18 protein-coding genes and 1 tRNA gene are annotated in these 20,886 nt (G+C 34.6%); 15 read left to right on the top strand and 4 right to left on the bottom strand.

The features are described from left to right. The first annotated feature begins 112 nt into the window (after positions 1-112). The 7 genes from HS129_10875 to HS129_10845 all read left to right on the top strand — a co-directional run bounded on the left by HS129_10875 (position 113) and on the right by HS129_10845 (position 6,400). Positions 113-883: an ABC transporter permease gene (locus HS129_10875; GenBank protein ID MBE7412542.1), complete on the top strand. Its 771-nt coding sequence runs from the start codon at positions 113-115 to the stop codon at positions 881-883. After that, entirely contained in the window at positions 880-2,070 is a 1,191-nt protein-coding gene (locus HS129_10870; protein MBE7412541.1) for an ABC transporter ATP-binding protein, read from the top strand. The genes HS129_10875 and HS129_10870 overlap by 4 nt, the downstream gene beginning before the upstream one ends. 86 nt (positions 2,071-2,156) lie before the next feature. After that, positions 2,157-3,461, top strand: a complete 1,305-nt coding sequence (locus tag HS129_10865) for a UDP-glucose/GDP-mannose dehydrogenase family protein (protein MBE7412540.1) — start codon at positions 2,157-2,159, stop codon at positions 3,459-3,461. Positions 3,462-3,755: 294 nt separating this feature from the next. Continuing rightward, positions 3,756-4,244 (top strand): DUF1564 family protein, encoded by a 489-nt coding sequence (locus HS129_10860; GenBank protein MBE7412539.1) that lies wholly within the window; start codon positions 3,756-3,758, stop codon positions 4,242-4,244. Between the two features lie 134 nt (positions 4,245-4,378). After that, positions 4,379-4,915 (top strand): HindIII family type II restriction endonuclease, encoded by a 537-nt coding sequence (locus HS129_10855; protein ID MBE7412538.1) that lies wholly within the window; start codon positions 4,379-4,381, stop codon positions 4,913-4,915. Between the two features lie 59 nt (positions 4,916-4,974). After that, complete coding sequence (locus HS129_10850) at positions 4,975-5,916, top strand: site-specific DNA-methyltransferase (GenBank protein MBE7412537.1); 942 nt, start codon at positions 4,975-4,977, stop codon at positions 5,914-5,916. 316 nt (positions 5,917-6,232) lie between these two features. After that, positions 6,233-6,400 carry a helix-turn-helix transcriptional regulator gene (locus HS129_10845; protein ID MBE7412536.1) on the top strand — a complete coding sequence of 56 codons (168 nt, stop codon included), beginning with the start codon at positions 6,233-6,235 and terminating at the stop codon, positions 6,398-6,400. Between the two features lie 103 nt (positions 6,401-6,503). On the opposite strand, the gene HS129_10840 is transcribed toward HS129_10845, so the two are convergent. Together HS129_10840 and HS129_10835 are read right to left on the bottom strand one after the other, a co-directional pair. Then, a complete protein-coding gene (locus HS129_10840) occupies positions 6,504-8,321 on the bottom strand; it encodes a hypothetical protein (protein MBE7412535.1) in 1,818 nt (605 codons plus the stop codon). 85 nt (positions 8,322-8,406) lie between these two features. After that, positions 8,407-8,479: transfer RNA gene (locus HS129_10835), tRNA-Met, on the bottom strand. 239 nt (positions 8,480-8,718) lie between these two features. Here HS129_10835 and HS129_10830 point away from each other — a divergent pair. From HS129_10830 to HS129_10800, 7 genes are all read left to right on the top strand, one after another. Further along, the gene (locus HS129_10830) at positions 8,719-9,783 is read left to right on the top strand and encodes a sensor domain-containing diguanylate cyclase (GenBank protein MBE7412534.1); all 1,065 of its coding nucleotides are present in this window, start codon (positions 8,719-8,721) and stop codon (positions 9,781-9,783) included. Positions 9,784-9,826: 43 nt separating this feature from the next. Further along, the gene (locus HS129_10825) at positions 9,827-10,051 is read left to right on the top strand and encodes a hypothetical protein (protein MBE7412533.1); all 225 of its coding nucleotides are present in this window, start codon (positions 9,827-9,829) and stop codon (positions 10,049-10,051) included. Beyond that, positions 10,030-10,971: a hypothetical protein gene (locus HS129_10820; protein ID MBE7412532.1), complete on the top strand. Its 942-nt coding sequence runs from the start codon at positions 10,030-10,032 to the stop codon at positions 10,969-10,971. Before HS129_10825 ends, HS129_10820 begins: the two co-directional genes overlap by 22 nt. After that, the gene (mnmA, locus tag HS129_10815) at positions 10,964-12,088 is read left to right on the top strand and encodes a tRNA 2-thiouridine(34) synthase MnmA (protein ID MBE7412531.1); all 1,125 of its coding nucleotides are present in this window, start codon (positions 10,964-10,966) and stop codon (positions 12,086-12,088) included. Before HS129_10820 ends, mnmA begins: the two co-directional genes overlap by 8 nt. A gap of 15 nt (positions 12,089-12,103) precedes the next feature. Continuing rightward, on the top strand, positions 12,104-14,350 hold the full coding sequence (locus HS129_10810; GenBank protein ID MBE7412530.1) for an alpha-hydroxy-acid oxidizing protein: 2,247 nt from the start codon (positions 12,104-12,106) through the stop codon (positions 14,348-14,350). 222 nt (positions 14,351-14,572) lie between these two features. Next, positions 14,573-15,766, top strand: a complete 1,194-nt coding sequence (locus tag HS129_10805) for a 2-isopropylmalate synthase (protein MBE7412529.1) — start codon at positions 14,573-14,575, stop codon at positions 15,764-15,766. 232 nt (positions 15,767-15,998) lie between these two features. Next, on the top strand, positions 15,999-16,253 hold the full coding sequence (locus HS129_10800) for a hypothetical protein (protein MBE7412528.1): 255 nt from the start codon (positions 15,999-16,001) through the stop codon (positions 16,251-16,253). 36 nt (positions 16,254-16,289) lie between these two features. On the opposite strand, the gene HS129_10795 is transcribed toward HS129_10800, so the two are convergent. Then, positions 16,290-17,537, bottom strand: coding sequence for a DUF1015 domain-containing protein (locus HS129_10795; protein ID MBE7412527.1), 1,248 nt, complete (start codon positions 17,535-17,537; stop codon positions 16,290-16,292). Positions 17,538-17,639: 102 nt separating this feature from the next. On the opposite strand from HS129_10795, the gene HS129_10790 reads away from it, so the two are divergent. After that, positions 17,640-19,751 carry an adenylate/guanylate cyclase domain-containing protein gene (locus HS129_10790; protein MBE7412526.1) on the top strand — a complete coding sequence of 704 codons (2,112 nt, stop codon included), beginning with the start codon at positions 17,640-17,642 and terminating at the stop codon, positions 19,749-19,751. Positions 19,752-19,753: 2 nt separating this feature from the next. Here HS129_10790 and HS129_10785 read toward each other — a convergent pair whose 3' ends face one another. Then, the gene (locus HS129_10785; GenBank protein MBE7412525.1) at positions 19,754-20,884 is read right to left on the bottom strand and encodes an acyl-CoA dehydrogenase family protein; all 1,131 of its coding nucleotides are present in this window, start codon (positions 20,882-20,884) and stop codon (positions 19,754-19,756) included. Between the last annotated feature and the right edge of the window lie 2 nt (positions 20,885-20,886).

Raw genomic sequence — 20,886 nt, 5'->3', positions numbered from 1 at the left:
AATCCAAAGTTACATAATTAAAATTTTAGATAAAACTATCAAGAAAAATCTGATAGAAATTAACTTGACTACAAAAAATAGAAATCTTTTAAATATTTCATCTTAGAAGAACATGATAAAAAAGTTAAAAGATTTTTATAAAGAATTAGGACTTACCTTCACTTTAGTAAAACGAGACTATGCCTTGCAATACGCAGGAAGTTTTCTTGGTGTTTTTTGGATGCTTGCACAAAATCTAAGTCTTGTGGTTGTCTATACTTTTGTAATATTTATTTTTCAAAACTCTTCTTCAAATAAAATTTATCCAAATCTTTTGTGTGGATTGTTATTTTGGCTTCCCCTGCAAGAAATGTTTATAAAAGGAACTACAATTCTAAGCGAAAACAGGAATCTAATAAAAAGGTCTTCACTCGGATTAGAAATATTTTTGAATATACCTTTTTATCAAATGTTGATTCATTTTGCGATTACTTCTATTCCGATCTTTATACTGCTTGCTTATCTTTCTGTCTTAAACGTAAGTCTATTTTTACTGAGCTTTGTGTATATTTTTTCTTTTGGAAAATTTGTTCAACTTGCACTATCCTATTTGGCAAGAGTAAATATTATATTAAAAGATATTACACCAATAGTGCGATTAACGTCCATTGGATTCTTTTGGACTCTTCCGATAATGTATGATTCGAGAAATTCTCAAATATTGGAAAAAATAAATTCTTTGAATCCATTGAATGTACCTTTGGATTTATTTAAAAATATAGTTTTAGAAAATCATTCTTTACAGTTCAATGTACTTGGCTTTCTGCCCTTTCTTATAATTTTTCTTGGAGTTCAAATTTTATCTAAGGGAAAATTTCATAAAATTGTATTGGATCACCTTTGATTAAAGTAAAGAGCCTCACAAAAAACTATATCGGTTTTTCCAACTCCTTAGATAGAATTGTCAGTGCTTTAAGTTTTGGATTTTTGGGTGGAGGAGTTTCTTTTCAAGCGTTAAATTCGATTTCATTTGAAATAGGGAAAGGAGAGATTGTAGGAGTTATTGGTAGAAATGGCGCAGGGAAATCGACTCTACTCAAGATTTTAACCGGTGTTTCAGATTATCATTTGGGAGAAATTTCTATTGTAGGGAATGTAAGGTCGATTTTAGAACTCGGAGTGGGGTTCAATCCTGAATTATCCGGAGTAGAAAATATTTATTATAATGGAATAGTGATAGGATATTCTTCATTAGAATTGCTAACTCTAATCGACGAAATTTTTTCTTTTGCTGGCGTGTCTGAATTTAAAAATGTGCCTCTAAAAAATTACTCAACCGGAATGATTATGAGACTCGGATTTTCTTTGGCTACCGCAATAAGGCCAGACATTTTATTGGTCGATGAAGCGCTTGCAGTAGGAGACGCTACGTTTCAACAAAAGTGTTTGAGTCGATTTGATGAGTTTAAAAAAAAAGGAACTTCTATTTTAATCGTAAGCCATGATATAAATTTATTAAAAAGTTTGTCTGATAGGATTTTGGTATTGGAAAAAGGCTCTTTAGTTTTCGACGGGAATTCTAACGCTGCAATTCAAAAATATATGCAGATTATAGCCAAGCATTCCTTTGGAAATATTGAAAAGGAATTTGATTCATCGGAATGGATCAAAAATTATTCTGTTTCTATTGAGTCAGATGGTTTGAAAAATCCCAAAATATTAACAGTTGGAAACTTGGTTAAGCTCAATATTGCTTTAAAAATAAATAAAAATATTCCTGATTTAACTATCGGTTTTCATATTGATGATTCTAAGAATATTCGAGCTTTTGGAATCAATACCAACCATTTGAAAGGAGACCTGACTAACTTAGAAAAAAATTCTGAAATTTCTGTTGAGTTTGAATTTCCAATAAATTTAGCTCCCGGAAAATATTCTTTGGGGATTGCGTTTCACGAAGGAGACAATCATTCTCTGCATTGCTATCTTTGGGAAGATGGAGTTTTCAATTTTGAAATAGAAAGAACAAGTATTCCGAAATTTGACGGAGTTTCTTACTTGCCCACTCGTTTGTCTATTTTGAAAAAGTAGTTTCTATTAAGGAAAAATATTTTTTTCTGACATTTTAAGACTCTGAAAATAAATTTACAGTATTAAATTTTGTTAGTGAGGGATTTATGAAAGTATGTGTAATTGGTAGTGGTTATGTCGGTCTTGTTGCAGGTGCATGTTTTGCTGAGTACGGAAATAATATTATTTGCGTGGACAAAGATGAAAAAAAAATAGCCAATTTAAAAAATGGAATTATCCCTATTTTTGAACCGGGACTTTCAGAACTTGTAATAAAAAATCAAAAAGAAGAAAGATTAAAATTTACTACTTCGATTCAAGAAGGTGTAGAAAATTCAAATATAATTTTTATTGCTGTCGGAACTCCTACAGGTGCAGAAGGGGAAGCCGACCTTTCCATGGTGCTTTCAGTAGGAAAAGAAATCGGAAAGTATATGAACGGCTACAAGATTATCGTAGATAAATCTACAGTGCCAGTTGGAACTGCCGAGAAAGTCAAAGCTGTCATTAGCCAAGAAACAAATCATCCTTTCGATGTAGTATCGAATCCTGAGTTTTTAAAAGAAGGTGCAGCTATAGAAGATTTTATGCGTCCTGAAAGAGTAGTTATCGGAGCAGATTCCGAAAAAGCCGGCAAGCTGATGAAAGAATTGTATGAACCATTTGTATTGAATGGAAACCCTATATTGTTGATGGGAGTGAAATCGGCAGAGCTTACAAAGTATGCTTGCAACGCTTTTCTTGCTACAAAAATTTCATTCGCAAATGAAATTGCAAATCTATGCGATGTAGTAGGTGCAAATTATGAAGACGTGCGAATGGGAATGGGAACAGATTCTCGTATCGGAAGAAAATTTTTGTATGCAGGTATAGGGTACGGAGGTTCGTGCTTTCCAAAGGACGTTAGAGCACTTTTGAAAACCTCAAAAGATGTCGGCTCTCCTCTTCAAATTATTCAAAGCGTTGAAGAAGTCAATGAAAGACAAAAGATTCGAATATTCGATAAGATCAAAAAACATTTCGGAAATGAATCTTTAAAAGGTAAGACTTTTGGGATTTGGGGATTAGCCTTTAAGCCGGGGACGGACGATATGCGCGAAGCTCCTTCTATTCCTTTGATTGAATCTCTTCACAAAGAGGGAGCAATCTTACAGGTGTTTGATCCTGCTGCCCATGAAACTTCTAAAATGTATTTTGAAGGAAAAGTAAAATATTGCGATCATCCTTATAATGCGTTAGACGGTGCAGATGCAATGCTTTTACTAACAGAATGGAGAGAATTTCGAGAACCTGATTTTGAAAAAATTAAGAAGCTAATGAAATCTCCTCTTATTTTTGATGGTAGAAATCAATACAAAAAAGATGTTATGAAAAGACTAGGTTTTACAGTTTATTCTATTGGGGTAAATTGATTTTTAGAATAATTTTTAGTATTTTGCTTTTAGTACAGATTTTACACTTTTCGTGCGAAAATGTGGGAACTCCACTCTTTTTAATAAAGTGCATGTTTTATACCAATTGTTCACCTTTTATGCAAAAATGTGGGAACTCCATCGTTTTAGGTGGATTACACATTTAGTGTAATTTTAAGACTTTTTCTGTAAAAGCTAAAAAAATTTTCCAAAAATTGCAAAATTTTTTTTTCTAAAGCAAACTTTTTTTACCTTATAAAGGAGAGCAGAAAATTTTACTTTAAGGAGAAATTTATGAACCCAGAAAAATATATAGAAACACAATCGAGCTTGCTTGTTCCGGCAAAATACATGGACGAGTTTAATAAAAGAACGACGGGTTTTTCAAGAAGAAAGTATTTGCACGCTCTTTTGAATAGATATAGAAATGTGATTCTTTGGGGGACTTTTGAGAAGATGGAGAGGGTAAAAAAGGCCTATCAAGAAGTCGGACAGAATTTGCAGAAGAAGAATTTTACCCCAAATAACGAGGACTGGATTGAATTGGGGATTCTTGCAGATTGGCTTGGCACCACAAAGACCGCTCTTTTTACTCTTTTGTTGGTGCTTGACCTTGCCGAATGGGACATAATTCTCCCCAGCAGATTCTTCGAGAATGGAGTTCCCACCCCGGTGACCACGATTGCGGGGGGAGCTTACCTCTCCAAGAGAAAAGCAACTCGCTACAATAGACTAAAACGACACAAACGACCGACAAAAAAGCAAAAAATCTTAGAGAAGTAGTAAAAAAACTATGTCCCGAATTGAAAATTTTTCAGGGGACATTAAATATAAGTTATATGTCATTGGCTCGCGAACTTGTTGACAATGCCCGCCATCCGTGGCGGACTTAGTAAAAATAAATCAAAGGTGTAATTATGAATTTTATTGAGCTAAAGAATTTGATAAAAAAAGAATCAAAAAAAAATGATGATAATTCATTTGAACATTCTGGAGACTTAATTCAGAAGAAAGTATTTTCTTTGAAAAGAAATAAATTAATCCTCTTAATAAAAGAAATTGGTACGATTCCAGAGGACATCGATCATGATTCTTCTGAAGAAAAGTTATATTCAAAAGCTACGGATATTTTACTGGCTAAATCTTTACAAGAATTGGGTATTCAAGCTACAGTCAACAAAGAAAGAGCAAATTGTGCCGACGTTGTAGGAAAAAGCTCAATACATGGATACTCTCTTGTCGGTGACGCTAAGGCCTTTCGTTTAAGCAGAACAGCAAAAAATCAAAAAGACTTTAAAGTAAAATCAATGGTAGATTGGAAAGGAGACCATGACTATTCAGTTTTAGTTTGCCCGTATTTTCAATACCCGAAAAGTAACAGTCAAATATACGGCCAAGCACTTGATGGCAATGTATGTTTATTGAGTTGGGAACATATATCATTATCGCTTTGAAATTAAAAGAAAAGATAAATGCAATCAAGAAGTATATCGAAACTTTGAGAGATTAATATATGAATCAAAATTCAAACTATATAAATAAAATTATCCATGGGAATTGTGTTAATGTAGTTAAAAATATCGAATCTGATAGTATTCATTTGATATTAAGTGATATTCCTTATGGTATTGGAGCAGACGATTGGGATGTTTTACATGATAATACAAATTCTGCCTTTTTAGGGTCGAGTCCTGCTCAAGAAAAAGCAGGCGCAATTTTTAAGAAACGAGGCAAACCTCTAAATGGTTGGTCTGAAGCAGATCGACAAATACCCAAACAATATTATGAATGGTGTCTGACTTGGGTAGGAGATTGGTTGCGAGTTCTCAAACCTGGAGGGTCAGCTATTGTTTTTGCCGGTAGGCGTCTTGCTCATAGATGCATTTGCGCATTTGAAGATACCGGTTTTACCTATAAAGATATGCTGGCATGGTCAAAAGAAAAAGCTGCTCACCGAGCACAGAGACTAAGCGTTGTATATGAAAAACGTGGAGATAATGATTCAGCAGAAAAATGGGATGGTTGGAAAGTTGGAAATTTAAGACCTACCTATGAACCAATACTTTGGTTTACGAAACCATATCAAATTGGTGGCACAATAGCTGACAACATGTTAGAAAATGAAGTCGGTGCTTATAATGAAAAAGCATTTCTAAAATATAACATAAATCCCAATAACATAATTAATATTAGTTCAAATGGTTCAGATACTGGTTTGCATCCAACTCAAAAACCATTAAAACTTATGCAAGCTCTTATCGAATTGACAACTAAAGAAAACCAAATTGTACTAGATCCTTTTTGTGGAAGTGGTACGACAATAATAGCCGCATCTTCTCTTGAAAGAGATTATATTGGCATAGAATTAGATGAAAATTATTATAATAATGCAACTGATAGGCTGAATAAATTCAAACAGGCTAATGAAAATAATTTGTTTTCCTCTATCAGATAATTTGTTCTGTTAAATGCCTCCGCTGCGCTATGGCAAAATGTCGCTTCTCCCGGAAACGTTATCAGAAACCCATGAAAATTCTTTAAAATGAAAAAATATTATAATTGACATTGTTAGCAATAAAGCGAACTATCATTTTTTAACGCTTAGATGATAATGCAAGTCCTGTAGAAATATTTTTAGACAGTTTAAATGATAAAATTACTCAAAAAATTATTGCAGTTTTCAAATTAATCGAAGATGTCGATATGATTTCATCAAAATATTTTAAAAAATTATCAGGAACACATATTTGGGAATGTAGAATAAAATCAAAATGTTAAGAGCAAAAAAAGGTATGACCCAAGAAGAATTTGCGATTAAATTGAAAACTACAAAAAGTGCTGTTTCAAGACTTGAAAATCATGCTGAAAGTATCAGATTGTCAACTCTTGAAAAAGTAGCAGATGTTCTTGGAAAACGATTAATAATAAACTTTAAGTAGTAGTCCAGGGGCTTCTGATAACATCAGATTCCCGCTTCCCCAGCCTCTTGCATCGCTTCGCTTGCAAGGGCTGGGTAGAGCCCTACGGGAAATTTGTCTTCTGTCACGATTTTTGCTTGCGAAAAAATGCGTACCATCGGCAAACTTCGGACATTCGGGGGACGATAGCCGCAAAAGCCGAAAAAAAAGTAACTATGAGACCTAATAAAAAGAAGTAATTATAAAAATAGAATTCAAGCGAGTGTTTTCCTTTAGGAAGTTTGACACTCATCAAACCGTTATAGTTTAAAATTTGTAGATCAGGGTGAACCTTCCAATGAGATGAAAAATTTCTATTTATGACAAGTGTATCCTCACTAAATAATTCAATCGAAAATTTTAATGTGTTCATTGTTTGATTAAAAAGTTTCAGATTTCCATTTTTATTTAAAAGATAAAATTCCCCTCGATAGATTTTTTCTCCTATAGATGGAAGATTTCTATTTGAGAAAAGATTTTCGTACCCGTCTCGAATAGACTGATTAGAAAAAATTCCTTTCAAAAGAGACGAGGAAGCCCCATAAGACTTCAGATCAGAAACTGTAGTCAATTCTTTTTGCTTTTCTGTGTATATTTGCTCCCATGGAATCGAAAAAATTTTATTTAAGTTTTTGGCATTTTTTTTAGTTAAGTCTGAATAAAAATACCCGAATGCAATGATTAGAAATAAATGTAATAAAAGAAATGTGAATCGAGAATAGTGATTTTTTTTTGAAACATAGTTATAAAATCTATTTATAAGTTGCCCCCAAAGAATTGAGAATATTAGAATAAACACGATACCCCATCGTGCAGAGCATCGAATATTTGTAAAACCGGGAATATAAGACAATAGGTTTCCCGGCGAAAGAAAATGAAAATTTCCAATCATTAGACAAATCACAAACAAAGCAAGAAATAGTATTGGAATATCTTTTTTTTTAAAATACACTAAAAGCAAAATAAAACTTATAAATGGGAATAATCCGATGTATGCACCATACTCCCACCATGAGTATTGTTGATTTTCTATATTTCGGGCAAGGTATGGATGTTGACTTACTCCTGTAAAAATTTGAAAAATATCTATAAACTTTAAATAATTTTTATCGGGCATAAAGTAAGCACCGTTATTGAAAAAAAAATGTGTCTCTGGAATAAGTCGATACGCACCAAACAAAATAGATAATGCAATGAAAAGCACAACCTTTTGAAAAATCTGACTTTCTAAATTTAGGATGAATGTGCCAACCATCGTTACGGTTAAAATAAAAATGGCAAATAGAAAAAAATAAATATTTCCATCGGACAGCATCAGAGCCATTCCTAAAGCGCCAAAGACTAAATATTTTTTGTCAGAGTTTTTTATATAGAGTAGAGCGGCTCCTGTTATAAAAGGTAGAATAAAAACTGATTGGAATTGGGAGTGACCTGCGTAAATATGTTGAGTGTGCCATCCACAAAATAAAAACAAAGAAGAGGAAAACATTGTTCCGTAAAATCCTAAACGGCAAACTCGATAAAATAGAAATACCGAACTTAAAGCTCCAACGATATAGTATAGAATTATCGAAAACTTCAGAGCTTTAATGCTTCCTATAAAAATTGAGATTATATTGGTAGGTGTAAAAAATTTCACTTGAGGATTTTCTAATATCGGGATCCCACCGACATAATAAGGGTTCCAAAAAGGTATTTCTTTGAAATCTACAATTGCTTTTCTAACTGATTCAAGATAGAAAAAATGCTGATCCCAATCGTGCAGACTCAAAGAATTATCAAACCATGTATTGTCCAGCGAAGGTATTAGAAATACAATTGTAAGAAGAAAAATACAAACCTGCAATAAAAAGTATTTTTTCATGTTGTTTATTTTTCGTAAAATAGTTTTGTAGTCAAACAAATTGTTTTCTTACATTTCAAACGAATAGATAAAGGCTTTGTTTGATTATTTTTAAAATTGAAAAAAAGAAAATTGGCTTGAATTCTGGCACGGACAGGATTCGAACCTGTGACCTCTGGGTTATGAGCCCAACGAGCTACCAGCTGCTCTACCGTGCGATATAAATGTCATAATATTAGAATTGCTTAAAAGGTCAATATGTTTCTAAATTTAAACTTTGCGTAAAAACCCTAAAACAGACGAGTTTGTTGATTAGAAAAGTCAAGTTTATCTGAATTTTTGCATATTTGTATTTGCAGAATGGTTTTTTATAGGTGTGCCATTTTTTAAATTAACAAAAAAAAGGTAGAAATCTAATTGTATTTCTCTATATTATAAAAAAATTGGAGTAATTTATATGGGAAAAAAAGTCTTGAAACAATCAGATAGCATTGAAACAGCAATTGAGCAGTATGAGAAGAAAATTTATGATCAAAGGCAGCTTATCGATATAAGTAAAGCATTAAATTCTACATTAGATTATAAGTATTTGATAGACGCTATTTTAAATATTTGTCTTGCTCAGTTACAAACCCTTAAAGCGGCAATTTATCTCGCGCCGGATGTGGACGCAGATCATTTCACTTTAGATTTAAGTCATAAAGGATTTGAGTTTTCAAAAGAAGATGAGAGTAAAAAGATCATGATTGATTCTCCTTTAATTCATTTTTTTGAGCAAAGGCCCAAGGCGATCACATTAAATAAATTAGAAGAAAATGACTCTATCCCAAACTCGGAAATTGATTATTTCAAGAATCATGGTGTAGAGCTTATGGTTCCTCTTAGTGCAAAAGGGAAGGTAAATGGTTTACTCGTGCTCGGCGAAAAAATGAGTATGAGTGACTTTGAAGAATCAGAAAAAGATTTTCTATCAACCTTAGCCGGTCTTGCTGGAATTGCTGTAGAAAATTCCAGATTGTATGAACTAGCAACTGTGGACATGATGACTCAGTTAAAAATCCACCATTATTTTCAATCCAAGTTAAGAGAAGAAATGGACAGATGTAGAAAGAAAAATTCAAAGTTAGCACTACTTTTCACAGACGTTGATAAGTTCAAGGTGTTCAACGATACCTATGGACATCAGGCAGGAGACGTTGTACTTATTGAAGTAGCAAAAAAACTAATCGAGTCCGCAAGAAAAAATGATATTCCTGCTCGTTACGGTGGAGAAGAATTTTGCGTAGTAATGCCCGGTGCCTCTATGGAAGAAGGGTTTGAAATGGGAGAGAAAATTCGTAAAGCGATAGAATCTACAGTTGTCAAAAATCCAAATACAGGTGAAGATTTAAGGGTAACTATCAGTGTTGGGGTTACAGAGTTTCATCCGAATGATAAAAACAACAAAGAGCTTATCGAAAGAGCAGACAAGGCTCTCTATCAAGCAAAACACGGAGGTAGAAACAGAACAGTTTGTCTTTAGAAATTTTTAGAAATACCGATTAGTAAAATATCGGGAGATTTCTATGAGTGTTGCATTAAAGATTTCAAACTGGTCCGGAGATCAGAGCGTTAGTTTTATTGAGAGAATTCAAGACAGGGCATTATTTAGGGGTGAGTATAGCTTTGCTCCATATTCTTGTTTTATAGAATATAGAGAAAAAGACAAAAAGACAAATATCGAATATAAAGATTGCGTGATTGATTATACCCGGTGTTCTAATCACAAATGTATAAAAAAATTGGTTTGATAATTTGTCTTATTTGCGTAGTCCAGTGTAGAGCTTCATTTAGTTCAATTCTTAAAGACAAAAATTATGATGGATTTTATTTTTCAATATCATCCATTGATTCACTTCCAACCATAGTGCTCGAAGTGGGCACTCATCCTTTCAAAGATTCCAATAAAAGAAAACTTCGATTTGTAATTGATACAGGCTCAAATCTATCTCTATTGAATAAAAATAAATTTCCTGAATTAGAAAAGTCTCAAGTTTTACAAATGCAATTAAAATCATTAAACTCTTATTCTGATATAAAATATTCTGAAATATTTTTAGATGTTTTTCAAGAAGAAAGCATAATCTTTGAAAATAAAAAATTTATTGCGACTCAATTTCCTGAGTTCTTTCAATTTGATGGAATTATTGGGAATAATTTACTTTCTGAATTTGATTTAGTTTTGAATTTTCCTAAATCTATATATTTTCTAAAAAAGAATCGATTGATAAGTTTATCAGATCATGGTTTTAATGGAACTCCCATTCGATTTATAGAAAATTATATTGTAGTTGATACATACATAGATGGGTTGAAGAAGAAAAATTTTTTATTGGATACAGGGTCTGGTCTTTCCTTCATTGTGCAAAATGAAGCAGAAGAAAAGGAGTTTCGTAGCGGACGAAGGTCTCGATATTTTGATTCCTTGGGCAATATTTCAACAACTGAAACTCGAATTGCTAAAATTGGGTGCATCCTTTCAAAAGAGAATTGTTTCAATAACCCGGAATTTCTAACAGGAAAAAATACTTTTCATCTAAACACTCTAAAAAATGAAAATATAACCGGTCTAATTGGTATGAACTGGTTAGAAAAAAATGAAATCGTTATAAGTTATTCCGAAAAAAAAATCTATTATAAAAAGAAAAAAAAAATCTGCACCTATGACTAAAAAAAACAAAGAAAGGATAGTTGTTGCCATGAGTGGTGGCGTTGACAGCTCTGTTGCTGCAGGAATTTTATTAGAAGAAGGGTATGAGGTAATCGGGGTAAATATTCGTACTTGGGACTATGAGTCAGGTGCTTGCAATCCCAAAAAAAAATCATGTTGTTCTCCTGAAGATGTAAGTGATGCGAGATCAGTAGGGTTGCGATTGAATATACCTTTCTATATTGTTAAGATGGAAGAAGTATTCCAAAAAAGAGTTATTGATCGATTTATCAATGACTACCAAGACGGACTGACACCAAACCCCTGTGTAGAGTGCAATACTTTTGTAAAATTTGGAGCTTTATTCCAAAAAGCCAAAGCCTTGGGAATTTCCAAGATTGCGACAGGTCATTATGCAAAAATCAAATCCGTTAATGGACGTTATGCGGTATCCTTTGGAGCAGATTCCAAAAAAAACCAAGCCTATTATCTATATGGACTTTCACAGGATAATCTTGCAAATACGATCTTTCCGCTTGGAAATATGCAAAAAGAAGAAGTTCGCTCTATTGCAAGAAAGTACAATCTATCGGTAGCTGAGAAATTGGAATCCCAAGAAATTTGCTTTATCCCGGAAAATGATTATCGAGTATTTCTAAAAAAGAAAGATGTACAATTCACATCAGGATATTTTAAATTAGTCAACGGGAAAGTGATTGGCGAGCATTCTGGAAAAGAAAATTTTACTATAGGGCAGAGAAAGGGGCTTGGAATATCTTGGTCAACCCCACTTTTTGTAATCAGTATTGAAGACGATGGTACTGTAATTCTCGGTGAAGAGTCCGAAATGTATTCTGAATCTTTCAGGGTTGGCTCCATAAATTTTCAAGGAATGGAGCCTAAAATGAAAAACCATTCGTTGCGGTGCCGAGTTCAAATTCGTTATAGGCATAAACCTATAGAATGCCTTGTTTCTTTTGAAGAAAATAGTTGTAGTGTAACACCCTTGGAAAACGTAAAAGGGGTGACTCCCGGACAGTCTGCTGTATTCTTTCCTTTAGAGGGCGATTATATATTATTTGGAGGAACCATTGAAAAGACAGGAATCCAAAGAAAATCCCTCAAGAAAATAAATTAATATCGGTATAGAATTTTGAGCTTTCAACATCGCGGAAGAATGATTTTTATTATTGGCGGGGGCTTACTTCAAGTTCCTGTAATTCAAACTGCAAAGACAATGGGTTTAAAAACCGTAGTCGCAGATATGAACCCTGACTCATTAGGGTTTAAAATTTCTGACTATCAGATCATAATGAGTACAAAAGATGTAGAAGGAATGGTGCGTGAGGCAAAAAGATTTTCTGAAAAACACGGAATCCATGCAGTTATTACGGCAGGAACAGATGCAAGTATGACTGTTGCCGCAGTTGCCAATTCTCTAAACTTACCCGGGATACGTTATGTGGATGCTGAAGCTGCCTCCAATAAAATAAAAATGCGAAAGCGACTCAAAGATCATAACGTCCCTATTCCCGGATTTTATCCTATTTGGAGTATTCAGGATGCGAGAGATGCGTTAGACTTTCTTTCATTTCCTCTTGTAATGAAACCCGCAGACAATATGGGTGCAAGAGGAGTGATCAAAGTAACCAATAGGGAAGAGTTGCAATTGGCTTTTAAGCACGCAAAAAAATTCTGCCCAACCGGAGAAATGATTCTCGAAGAATATATGGAAGGGCCGGAACTATCTGTGGATGCGCTTTCTTTCGGTGGAAATATTTATATGACAGGAATTGCAGATAGGATCATTGAAAGAGAGCCCTACTTTATAGAGATGGGACACAATATGCCTTCATCTCTTCCGAATTCTATATTAGAAGAAGTTGAAAGCGTTATGCGAAATGGTATGAAAGCACTTGGAATTACATTAGGTGCAGGAAAAGGAGATATTAAAGTTACAAAAACAGGAGTAAAAGTTGGAGAGATTGCTGCAAGACTTTCCGGAGGGTTTATGTCTGCTTTTACTTATCCATTGTCGAGTGGAGTCAACTTGAATCGCGCTGCTATTCTTGTGGCTCTTGGCGAGACACCGGATAATCTTGAACCTGTATTAAAAAAGGTATCTATCGAAAGATCCCTCCTCGCTCCTTCAGGAAAACTTCTTGCAATTAAGGGAGTGGAAGAAGCAAAAAAGATAGAAGGAGTGTGTGAAATTTTTATCCAGAATAAACCCGGAGATATTATCAAGGAGCCAACCAATAACATTGAAAAGACAGGGCATATAATTATTTCAGCCAACGATCTAAAAAGTGCAGAAGAGATTTTCCAAAAAGCAAAAGAAATAATATCTTTCGAGAGCGATGATTCCTTTTCTCTAACAGAAAAAGAAATTCAGCAAAATGCAAGAAACCGATTTGGAAGGGAAATTTGTTGGGTTTGTAAAGTATGCGATGGAACGGATTGTGCGTCAGGCGTTCCCGGTATGGGCGGGATAGGAAATATGTTTACCTTTCAGGATAATTCTTTTGCGCTCAAAGAGTATTCTATTCTGCCAACTTATATTCGCGAAGGAATAGAAGCCGACACTGAATTTCAATTTTTTGGTGAAAAATGCGTATCACCAATTATGACTGCTCCAATGACCGGTGCTGTTACAAATATGAATTCTGCGGTAACGGAAGAAGATTTTGCATTCTCTATTCTTAGAGGTGCTGTTGAATCAGGAAGTATTGGATGGCTCGGGGACGGGGCTTCATTAGAAAAATATACTATTATGATAAAAGCTTTAGAAAAATTTCAGGGGAAAGGAATTTTAATTTGTAAACCAAGGTCAGACATTGGACTTTTAAAAGAAAGATTTTCAGAAGCAGAAAGAGTAAAAGCAATTGCAGTCGGAATGGATATAGATGCAATAAACTTTAAAACTATGCTTATGAAAAATCAAAATCCACCTATGAGAACCACAAACGAATTAGAAAAAATTAGAAAGATGACCAAGCTCCCTTTTATATTGAAGGGGATTTTATCTAAGGAAGACGCTTTGCACGCATTAGATGCCGGAGCTGATTGCATTGTAGTTTCCAATCACGGTGGAAGAGTTTTAGACGACACGCCCGGAACTGCAAGAGTCTTGCCTTCCATTTGTGAGGTAATAAACGGCAGAATTCCAGTTTTAGTAGATGGTGGAGTAAGGAGCGGAATGGATACTTTCAAAATGTTAGCACTTGGTGCAGATGGAGTACTGGTGGGTCGCCCGATTGCCATCTATGCAGTCGGTGGGGGATCGACGGGTGTAAAATTTTTATTGAATAAATATTCGACTGAGTTGAAAAATACGATGGTGCTTACCGGGGCAAAAAATATTCAATCTTGTACAAAAAAAATGATCCTAAAAAAATAAAAAAATGGTTGATTCTAAAACCTTTCTGCCGATTGTAGAGTCATACTAATATGAAAATTTGCAAAAGCAATCAATTCGCATGCAATCTACTCCTTCTTCTCACTTCTTGAGAAGAAGAGCGATGTTTTTGTAAAATAAAAACCCGCCTTCCTCCAGCGGGTTTTTTGTTTTTCAGGAGTCCCTGATCCAAAACCCGAAGAGGGGTGGAGAAGGAGACTTTGAATGAAACAAGAGAGCAAATTTCCCAGCCCGTTTTTTATGGACGTTACCCTACGAGACGGAAATCAAGCCTTAAAAAAGCCTTGGCAAAAGGAAGAAAAGATAATTGTATTTCGTTCGCTACTGGAATTAGGAAGCCAAGGCGTGGAGGTTGGTTTTGCATCTGCAAGTCAGACAGATTTTGATTCTTGTAAATCGCTTGCCAAAATCTCTCCACCGGAAGTTCAGATTTCCAGTCTCTCTCGTGCATTCGAAAAAGAAATTCAACTATCGTGGGAAGCAATTCGTTTTTGTAAAAAGCCGTGCTTACATATTGTTTATCCAATCAGTCCTTTTGCAAGAAAGTATATTCTTGAATTAGAGGAAAAGGAAGTCTTAAAAAATATAGAGAATGCAGTGCGTTATGCGAAAGAGGTTTCCAAGGGCAAGGCTTTGGTGCAATTTTCCGGGGAGCATTTTGGTGATTCTGAAGCAGAGCTTAATTTTTCTATTGATGCTTTTCACACTGCAATCCAAGCAGGTGCAGAGATAATAAACTTGGCGAACACGGTAGAAAGAACCAGACCTTCTGATTTTGTATCCTTGGTAAAAAAAGCAGTGGATGCGATGCCTTCTCATGTTCGCGTATCTGTTCATACCCATAATGATTTGGGGATGGCTACTGCTACAACTGTAGAAAGTTATTTTGCAGGTGCAGTTCAGCTTGAAACAGCCTTGAACGGACTTGGAGAGCGTGCAGGAAATACAAATACCTATGAAGTTGCATGTGCACTTTTCAATTCTGGTGTGGATATTCGTTTAAATATGGATAAAATTTATTCTGTCGCTAAACTTATCTCAAAAATGTCGAATATTCCGATCCATGAAAAAGCTCCGATTATTGGAGAAGATATTACAAGCCATCGAAGCGGTATTCATCAAGACGGAGTAGCGAAAACAAACACAATGAAGAAAGGTGCTTATAGAGCGATAGACTTCAGGCTTATTGGCAGAGAAGATACAGACAAAATTCAATTTACAAGCCTCTCCGGGAAGGCTGCAATTATTCAGATTTTTAAGGAGAATGGTGTTATTATTCACAAGAAGGAAGCAGAATTTCTTCAACCAATTTTTAAGACTGCCTCAGAAGAAAAAAAGGACGCTTTAAGCTGGGAAGAAATGATTTCTATTCGTGAAAAATTTTTATTAAGTGCATAACTTTGCTTTTCTAAGCTTTGTTTTCATGTAGTTTACTCTGTTCTGAAGGGTTTCTACATTTATTTCCGGTCTTTTGGATAGATCTTTTTGACTCTTTTTATTTTCTCAAAAATGCCTAAGGAAGAAAAATAAAAATTTTTACTTGCAAAAAAATAAAAAAAGAATAGACAAAATTTGTGCAGTGCATAATATTGTCTTGTGCACCGCACAATAAATTAAAACGAGGACAAGCATGGAAAAAGAAATTAAAGATGCATTAAACTTTACAATTGGAGCTATTGCTACAGTAAAATCAGAAGCTGAAAAACTCATTACAAAGATTGAATCAGAGTTTAAAACTCTTGCAACGAAAGGAGCTCAAGACAATGGAGAACTTTCGGTTAATTTGAGAAAATATGCAGAAGAAGGCGTAAAAGGATTTCAAAACCTAATTGGTGATTTGAATAAGAAAGTTGACGAAGTAAAAACTAAAGTTACTTCAAAATAGATTTTTCAAAAGCGGAGAAAAATTCTCCGCTTCTTTCTATTCCAACAAATGTACAATTAATCCACTTCGGAGTTTAGGTTCAAACCAAGTTGACTTGGGCGGCATAATTTGATTGGAATCTGCAATATTCATAAGTTGATGCATAGACACAGGATACAGTGCAAAAGCAATTTTCATTTCCTTGCTATCTACTCTTTTTTTTAACTCTTCTAAGCCGCGTATTCCACCAACAAAGTCTATCCGAGTATCACTTCGTAAATCTTTAATTCCCAAAACTTTGTCTAAAATATATTTTGAAAGTATTGTTACATCTAACGATTGAATCGGGTCAGAATCGTTGTATGTATTTTCTTTTGCGATTAATCTATACCAAAAATTTTCTAAGTACATGCTGAATTCATGGAACTTTTCCGGTTTATATATTTCTTCACCCATTTTCTCAACAATAAAATCTTCTTTTAAAAGGCTAAGGATTTGTTCTGAAGTATAACCGTTTAGATCCTTAACGACTCGGTTATAATCAATAATGGAAAGTTGCGAATCGGGAAAATGTACAGCAAGGAAAAAATTGTATTCTTCATCCCCTGTATGATTTGGATTGTTTTTTCTTTTTTCTAAACCCACTAAGGCTGCGGCTGCTGTTCTGTGGTGTCCATCGGCAACATAAGTATAAGGAATACGTTCAAACAAACCAATAATATTTTTTATAATAGTATCATCTTCTATCACCCAAAATCGATGCCCAATTTCATCATATGTAATAAAGTCATAAACCGGAGGATTAGCTTTCACAAAATTTGCAACAATCAAATCCAGATCGTTATTTTGTCGGTAAGCAAAAAACACAGGCTCCATATTCGCATTCGTAACCCGTACATGATTCATGCGATCTTCTTCTTTATCTTTTCTGGTCAGCTCGTGTTTTTTTATAATTCCATTCAGGTAGTCTTCAACTCCGGCGCATCCAACGATTCCATATTGGGTTTTCCCATTCATAGTCTGGGAATAAATATAGAGGTGGTCTTTTTTATCTTGAACAAGCCAACCTGATTTACGAAACTTTTCAAAGTTTTCTTTTGCTTTGTCGTAAACATCCAAATCGTGCTCATCTTTTCCAGACGGAAAATCTATCTCCGGTTTGATGATATGATAAAGAGATTTCTCGTTTCCTTGAGCTTCCAAACGAGCTTCTTCGGAATTCAAAACGTCATAAGGTTTAGAAACCAATTGCAATATAATTTCTTTAGGCGGGCGTAGTCCCTTAAAAGCTCTGAGAATTGCCATAATTTTTAGTCTTTTATCTAAGTAAAATTTTCCCCCTTTTTTTAAAATCAAAATTAAAAAAACTACTTGTTAAATTTATTTCATTATCCACTGTAAACCATTATGAAGCGACTATTGCTTATTTTTATACTTTTTTTTTCTTTCAATTTATACTCTGAAAACCTAAAAGCAGAAAAAGGGTTACTTGACCTTACCAACTGGAATTTTACAGAAAAAGGGAATTATAAGATTGAGGGAGATTTTGAATTCTATTGGAAAAAATTAATAAACCCGGAAGATTTTAAAAAAAATACTCTTGAGCCTTACTACGCTCTTATTCCTTCGGCATGGAATGATTTTGAAATTGGTGGAGAGAAAATCGGTAGAGACGGTTTTGGAACATACAGGGTAAAACTTCACTTCCATCCAAAATATTCTTCTCAGCTATTTGGCTTAAAAATTCCCCATCAAGCTACGTCATACAATTTCTGGATAAACGGAAAGTTAGTTGCCACAAACGGAAAAGTAGGCGATTCTAAAGATTCCTCAAAACCACAATACCTGACTCAAATAATAAATTTTGAAATTCCACCTGACGGAAATCTTGAATTTATTTTTCAAATATCAAACTACTCTCATCGACTCGGGGGATTCTGGGAAAAAATAATTCTCGGAAAATACGATCAAATTCAAAAATTGAGAGACATAGACGTTTTTTATGACAGCTTTCTTTTTGGCAGTCTTTTGATTATGGCGATTTATCATTTCGGTTTGTTTATGTTGAGAAGAGACGACAAGGCAGCAGTTTTTTTTGGAGTCTATTGTTTGATCATTGCAGTTCGCCTCATGTTTTCTGGAGAAAATTGGATCACTCAGATCTATCCAAATTTTCCATGGGACTGGCAAGTCAGGATTGATTATCTGACTTTCTATTTGAGTGTCCCGATATTTGGTGGTTTTCTAAGAACTCTCTACCCAAATGAAATAAATCTGAAAGTAATCCTGTTAAATCTCGTATTAGGATTACTTTTTGCTCTTGCAAACATAGTTTCTCCAAAGCCGTATTTTACTTACTATTTATTTTATTACGAAGTCTTTATTCTTTTCATGATTATCTATTTATTGTTTTCGATTGTTAGGGCTATTATTCATAACAGAGATGGTGCTCTATCCGTACTGACAGGTGCCTTAGTCTTGTCCGTTACTGTGATAAACGATATACTAAATACTCAAGAGATCATAAAAACTGTTTATCTGGCTCCTATCGGACTATTTATTTTTCAATTCAGTCAGTCCTTTATTCTTTCTTTGATTTTCTCTAAGGCATACAAAGCGGTTCAGAATCTTTCTGAAAATTTAAAACTTACAAACGAGGCAAACAGTAAGTTTGTGCCAAAAGAATTTTTGAGTATTCTAAAAAAAGAAGCCATAACAGACGTTAGGCTCGGTGACCAAACTTTAAAAACAATGACTGTTTATTTTTCTGACATTCGATCTTTTACTACAATCTCGGAATCCATGTCTCCAAAAGAAAATTTTGACTTTATCAATTCGTATCTGAAATTTTCAGGGCCTATTATACGAAAGTACGGAGGGTACATAGATAAATATATCGGTGACGGGATTATGGCTTTATTCCCTGACGACCCGGATGGTGCTCTGCATGCTGCTGTAGAAACCATGAACGAGCTCTTTAGTTTCAATGAAAGAAGAAAGGCAAAAGGTTTTCCGTCCGTGAGAATTGGTATTGGAATCCATTCCGGTAATCTAATGGTGGGTGTAATAGGAGAAGAGAAAAGATACGATTTTACGGTTATATCAGATGCGGTAAATCTTGCGTCCAGAATTGAAGGACTGACCAAAGTATTTGGAGTGTCTATCCTTGTTAGTGAAGATTTTTATGAGAAAATTCAAAATAAAAATAATTTTCAGTTTAGAATTTCTGGTAGAGTAAAAGTCAAAGGCAAAAACCAACCAGTAGTAATTTATGAAGTACTCAATGGTATATCGCAGAGAATCATGGAAACAAAACTAAAAACTAAAGACAAGTTTGAAGCAGGAGTAGAATTCTATATGAAAAAAGATTTTGAAAATGCTAAGTTAAATTTCCATGAAGTCTTGCATATAGACTCAAACGATAAGACTGCCGAGTACTATTTAAAAAGATCTGTTTTATTTGATGAAAAAGGCGTGCCCGAAGACTGGGAAGGGATTGACCCTTCCCGTGGAGAATAATTTTAAAGACCCAAACTTCTACCGATGATTTCTTTCATAATCTCCGTAGTACCTGCATAAATCGTTTGGATTCTGGAATCTAAAAATGCTCTTGCGATAGGGTACTCCAACATATACCCATAACCGCCAAAGAATTGCAAACACTCATCCGTGTGTCTTTTCTGCATTTCTGTAGAGTACCACTTGCACATAGAGGCTTCGGTCGTCAAAGATTCTCCCTTCATCATTGCAAGAATAGTCTGATCAATAAATGTTCTACACATTGCAAGCTCAGTCGCCATTTCTGCCATTTTAAATTTGATATGCTGAAAAGTACCTATCTGTTTTCCAAAGGCTTCACGCTCTTTTATATATTTTAAAGTTAAGTTTTGAACTAATTGAGTTCCCTCTACTGCACTAATGGCCACGACCAATCTTTCCTTTGCGAGTTTAGTCATAAGGTATCGAAAGCCCTGTCCCTTTTTACCGATTAAATTCTCCTTAGGTACTTTTACATCAGTGAAATGCAATTCAGATGTATCTTGTGCTTTCAGCCCGATTTTCTCTAATCTTCTTCCTCTCTCAAATCCCTTCATCCCTTCTTCTATCATTACAAGGCTAATCGAATCAGTAGAAGTTTTCACCGCTGTAATTACATAGTCCGCAAGCTGTCCATTGCTAATAAAAGTTTTAGAACCATTTACAATAAAATAATCTCCCTTCTCTTCTGCAGTAGTTCGAATGCTTTTCAAATCAGATCCGGCGTTTGGTTCGGTCATAGCCACAGCCAATATCTTATCTCCCGAAGCACAACCAGGCATCCATCGTTTCTTTTGCTCTCCATTTGCGTATTCTGAAATATAGGGTGCAATTACATCGTTATGCAGTGAGATAAAAAATCCGCTATTCCCAACTCTTGCCGATTCCTCGTTTACAATCACATTGTAAAGGAAGTCAGCACCACTCCCTCCATATTCTTCCGGAAAATCGGGACAGAGTAAACCACTATCACCGGCTTTTTTCCAAATACTCCTCGGAACAATTCCGTCTTTTTCCCACTGTTCATGAAAAGGAGCCACCTCTGTTTCAAAAAATTTTCTCGCCATTTCTCTAAATTGCTTGTGCTCTTCCGTAAATTGAATGATTCTTTCCATTT

This window comes from Leptospiraceae bacterium (genome assembly GCA_015075105.1).
Lineage (GTDB): Bacteria > Spirochaetota > Leptospiria > Leptospirales > Leptospiraceae > JABWCC01.
Note: the sequence above shows the minus strand (reverse complement) of the source record. Positions and strands in the feature narration are given on the sequence as shown.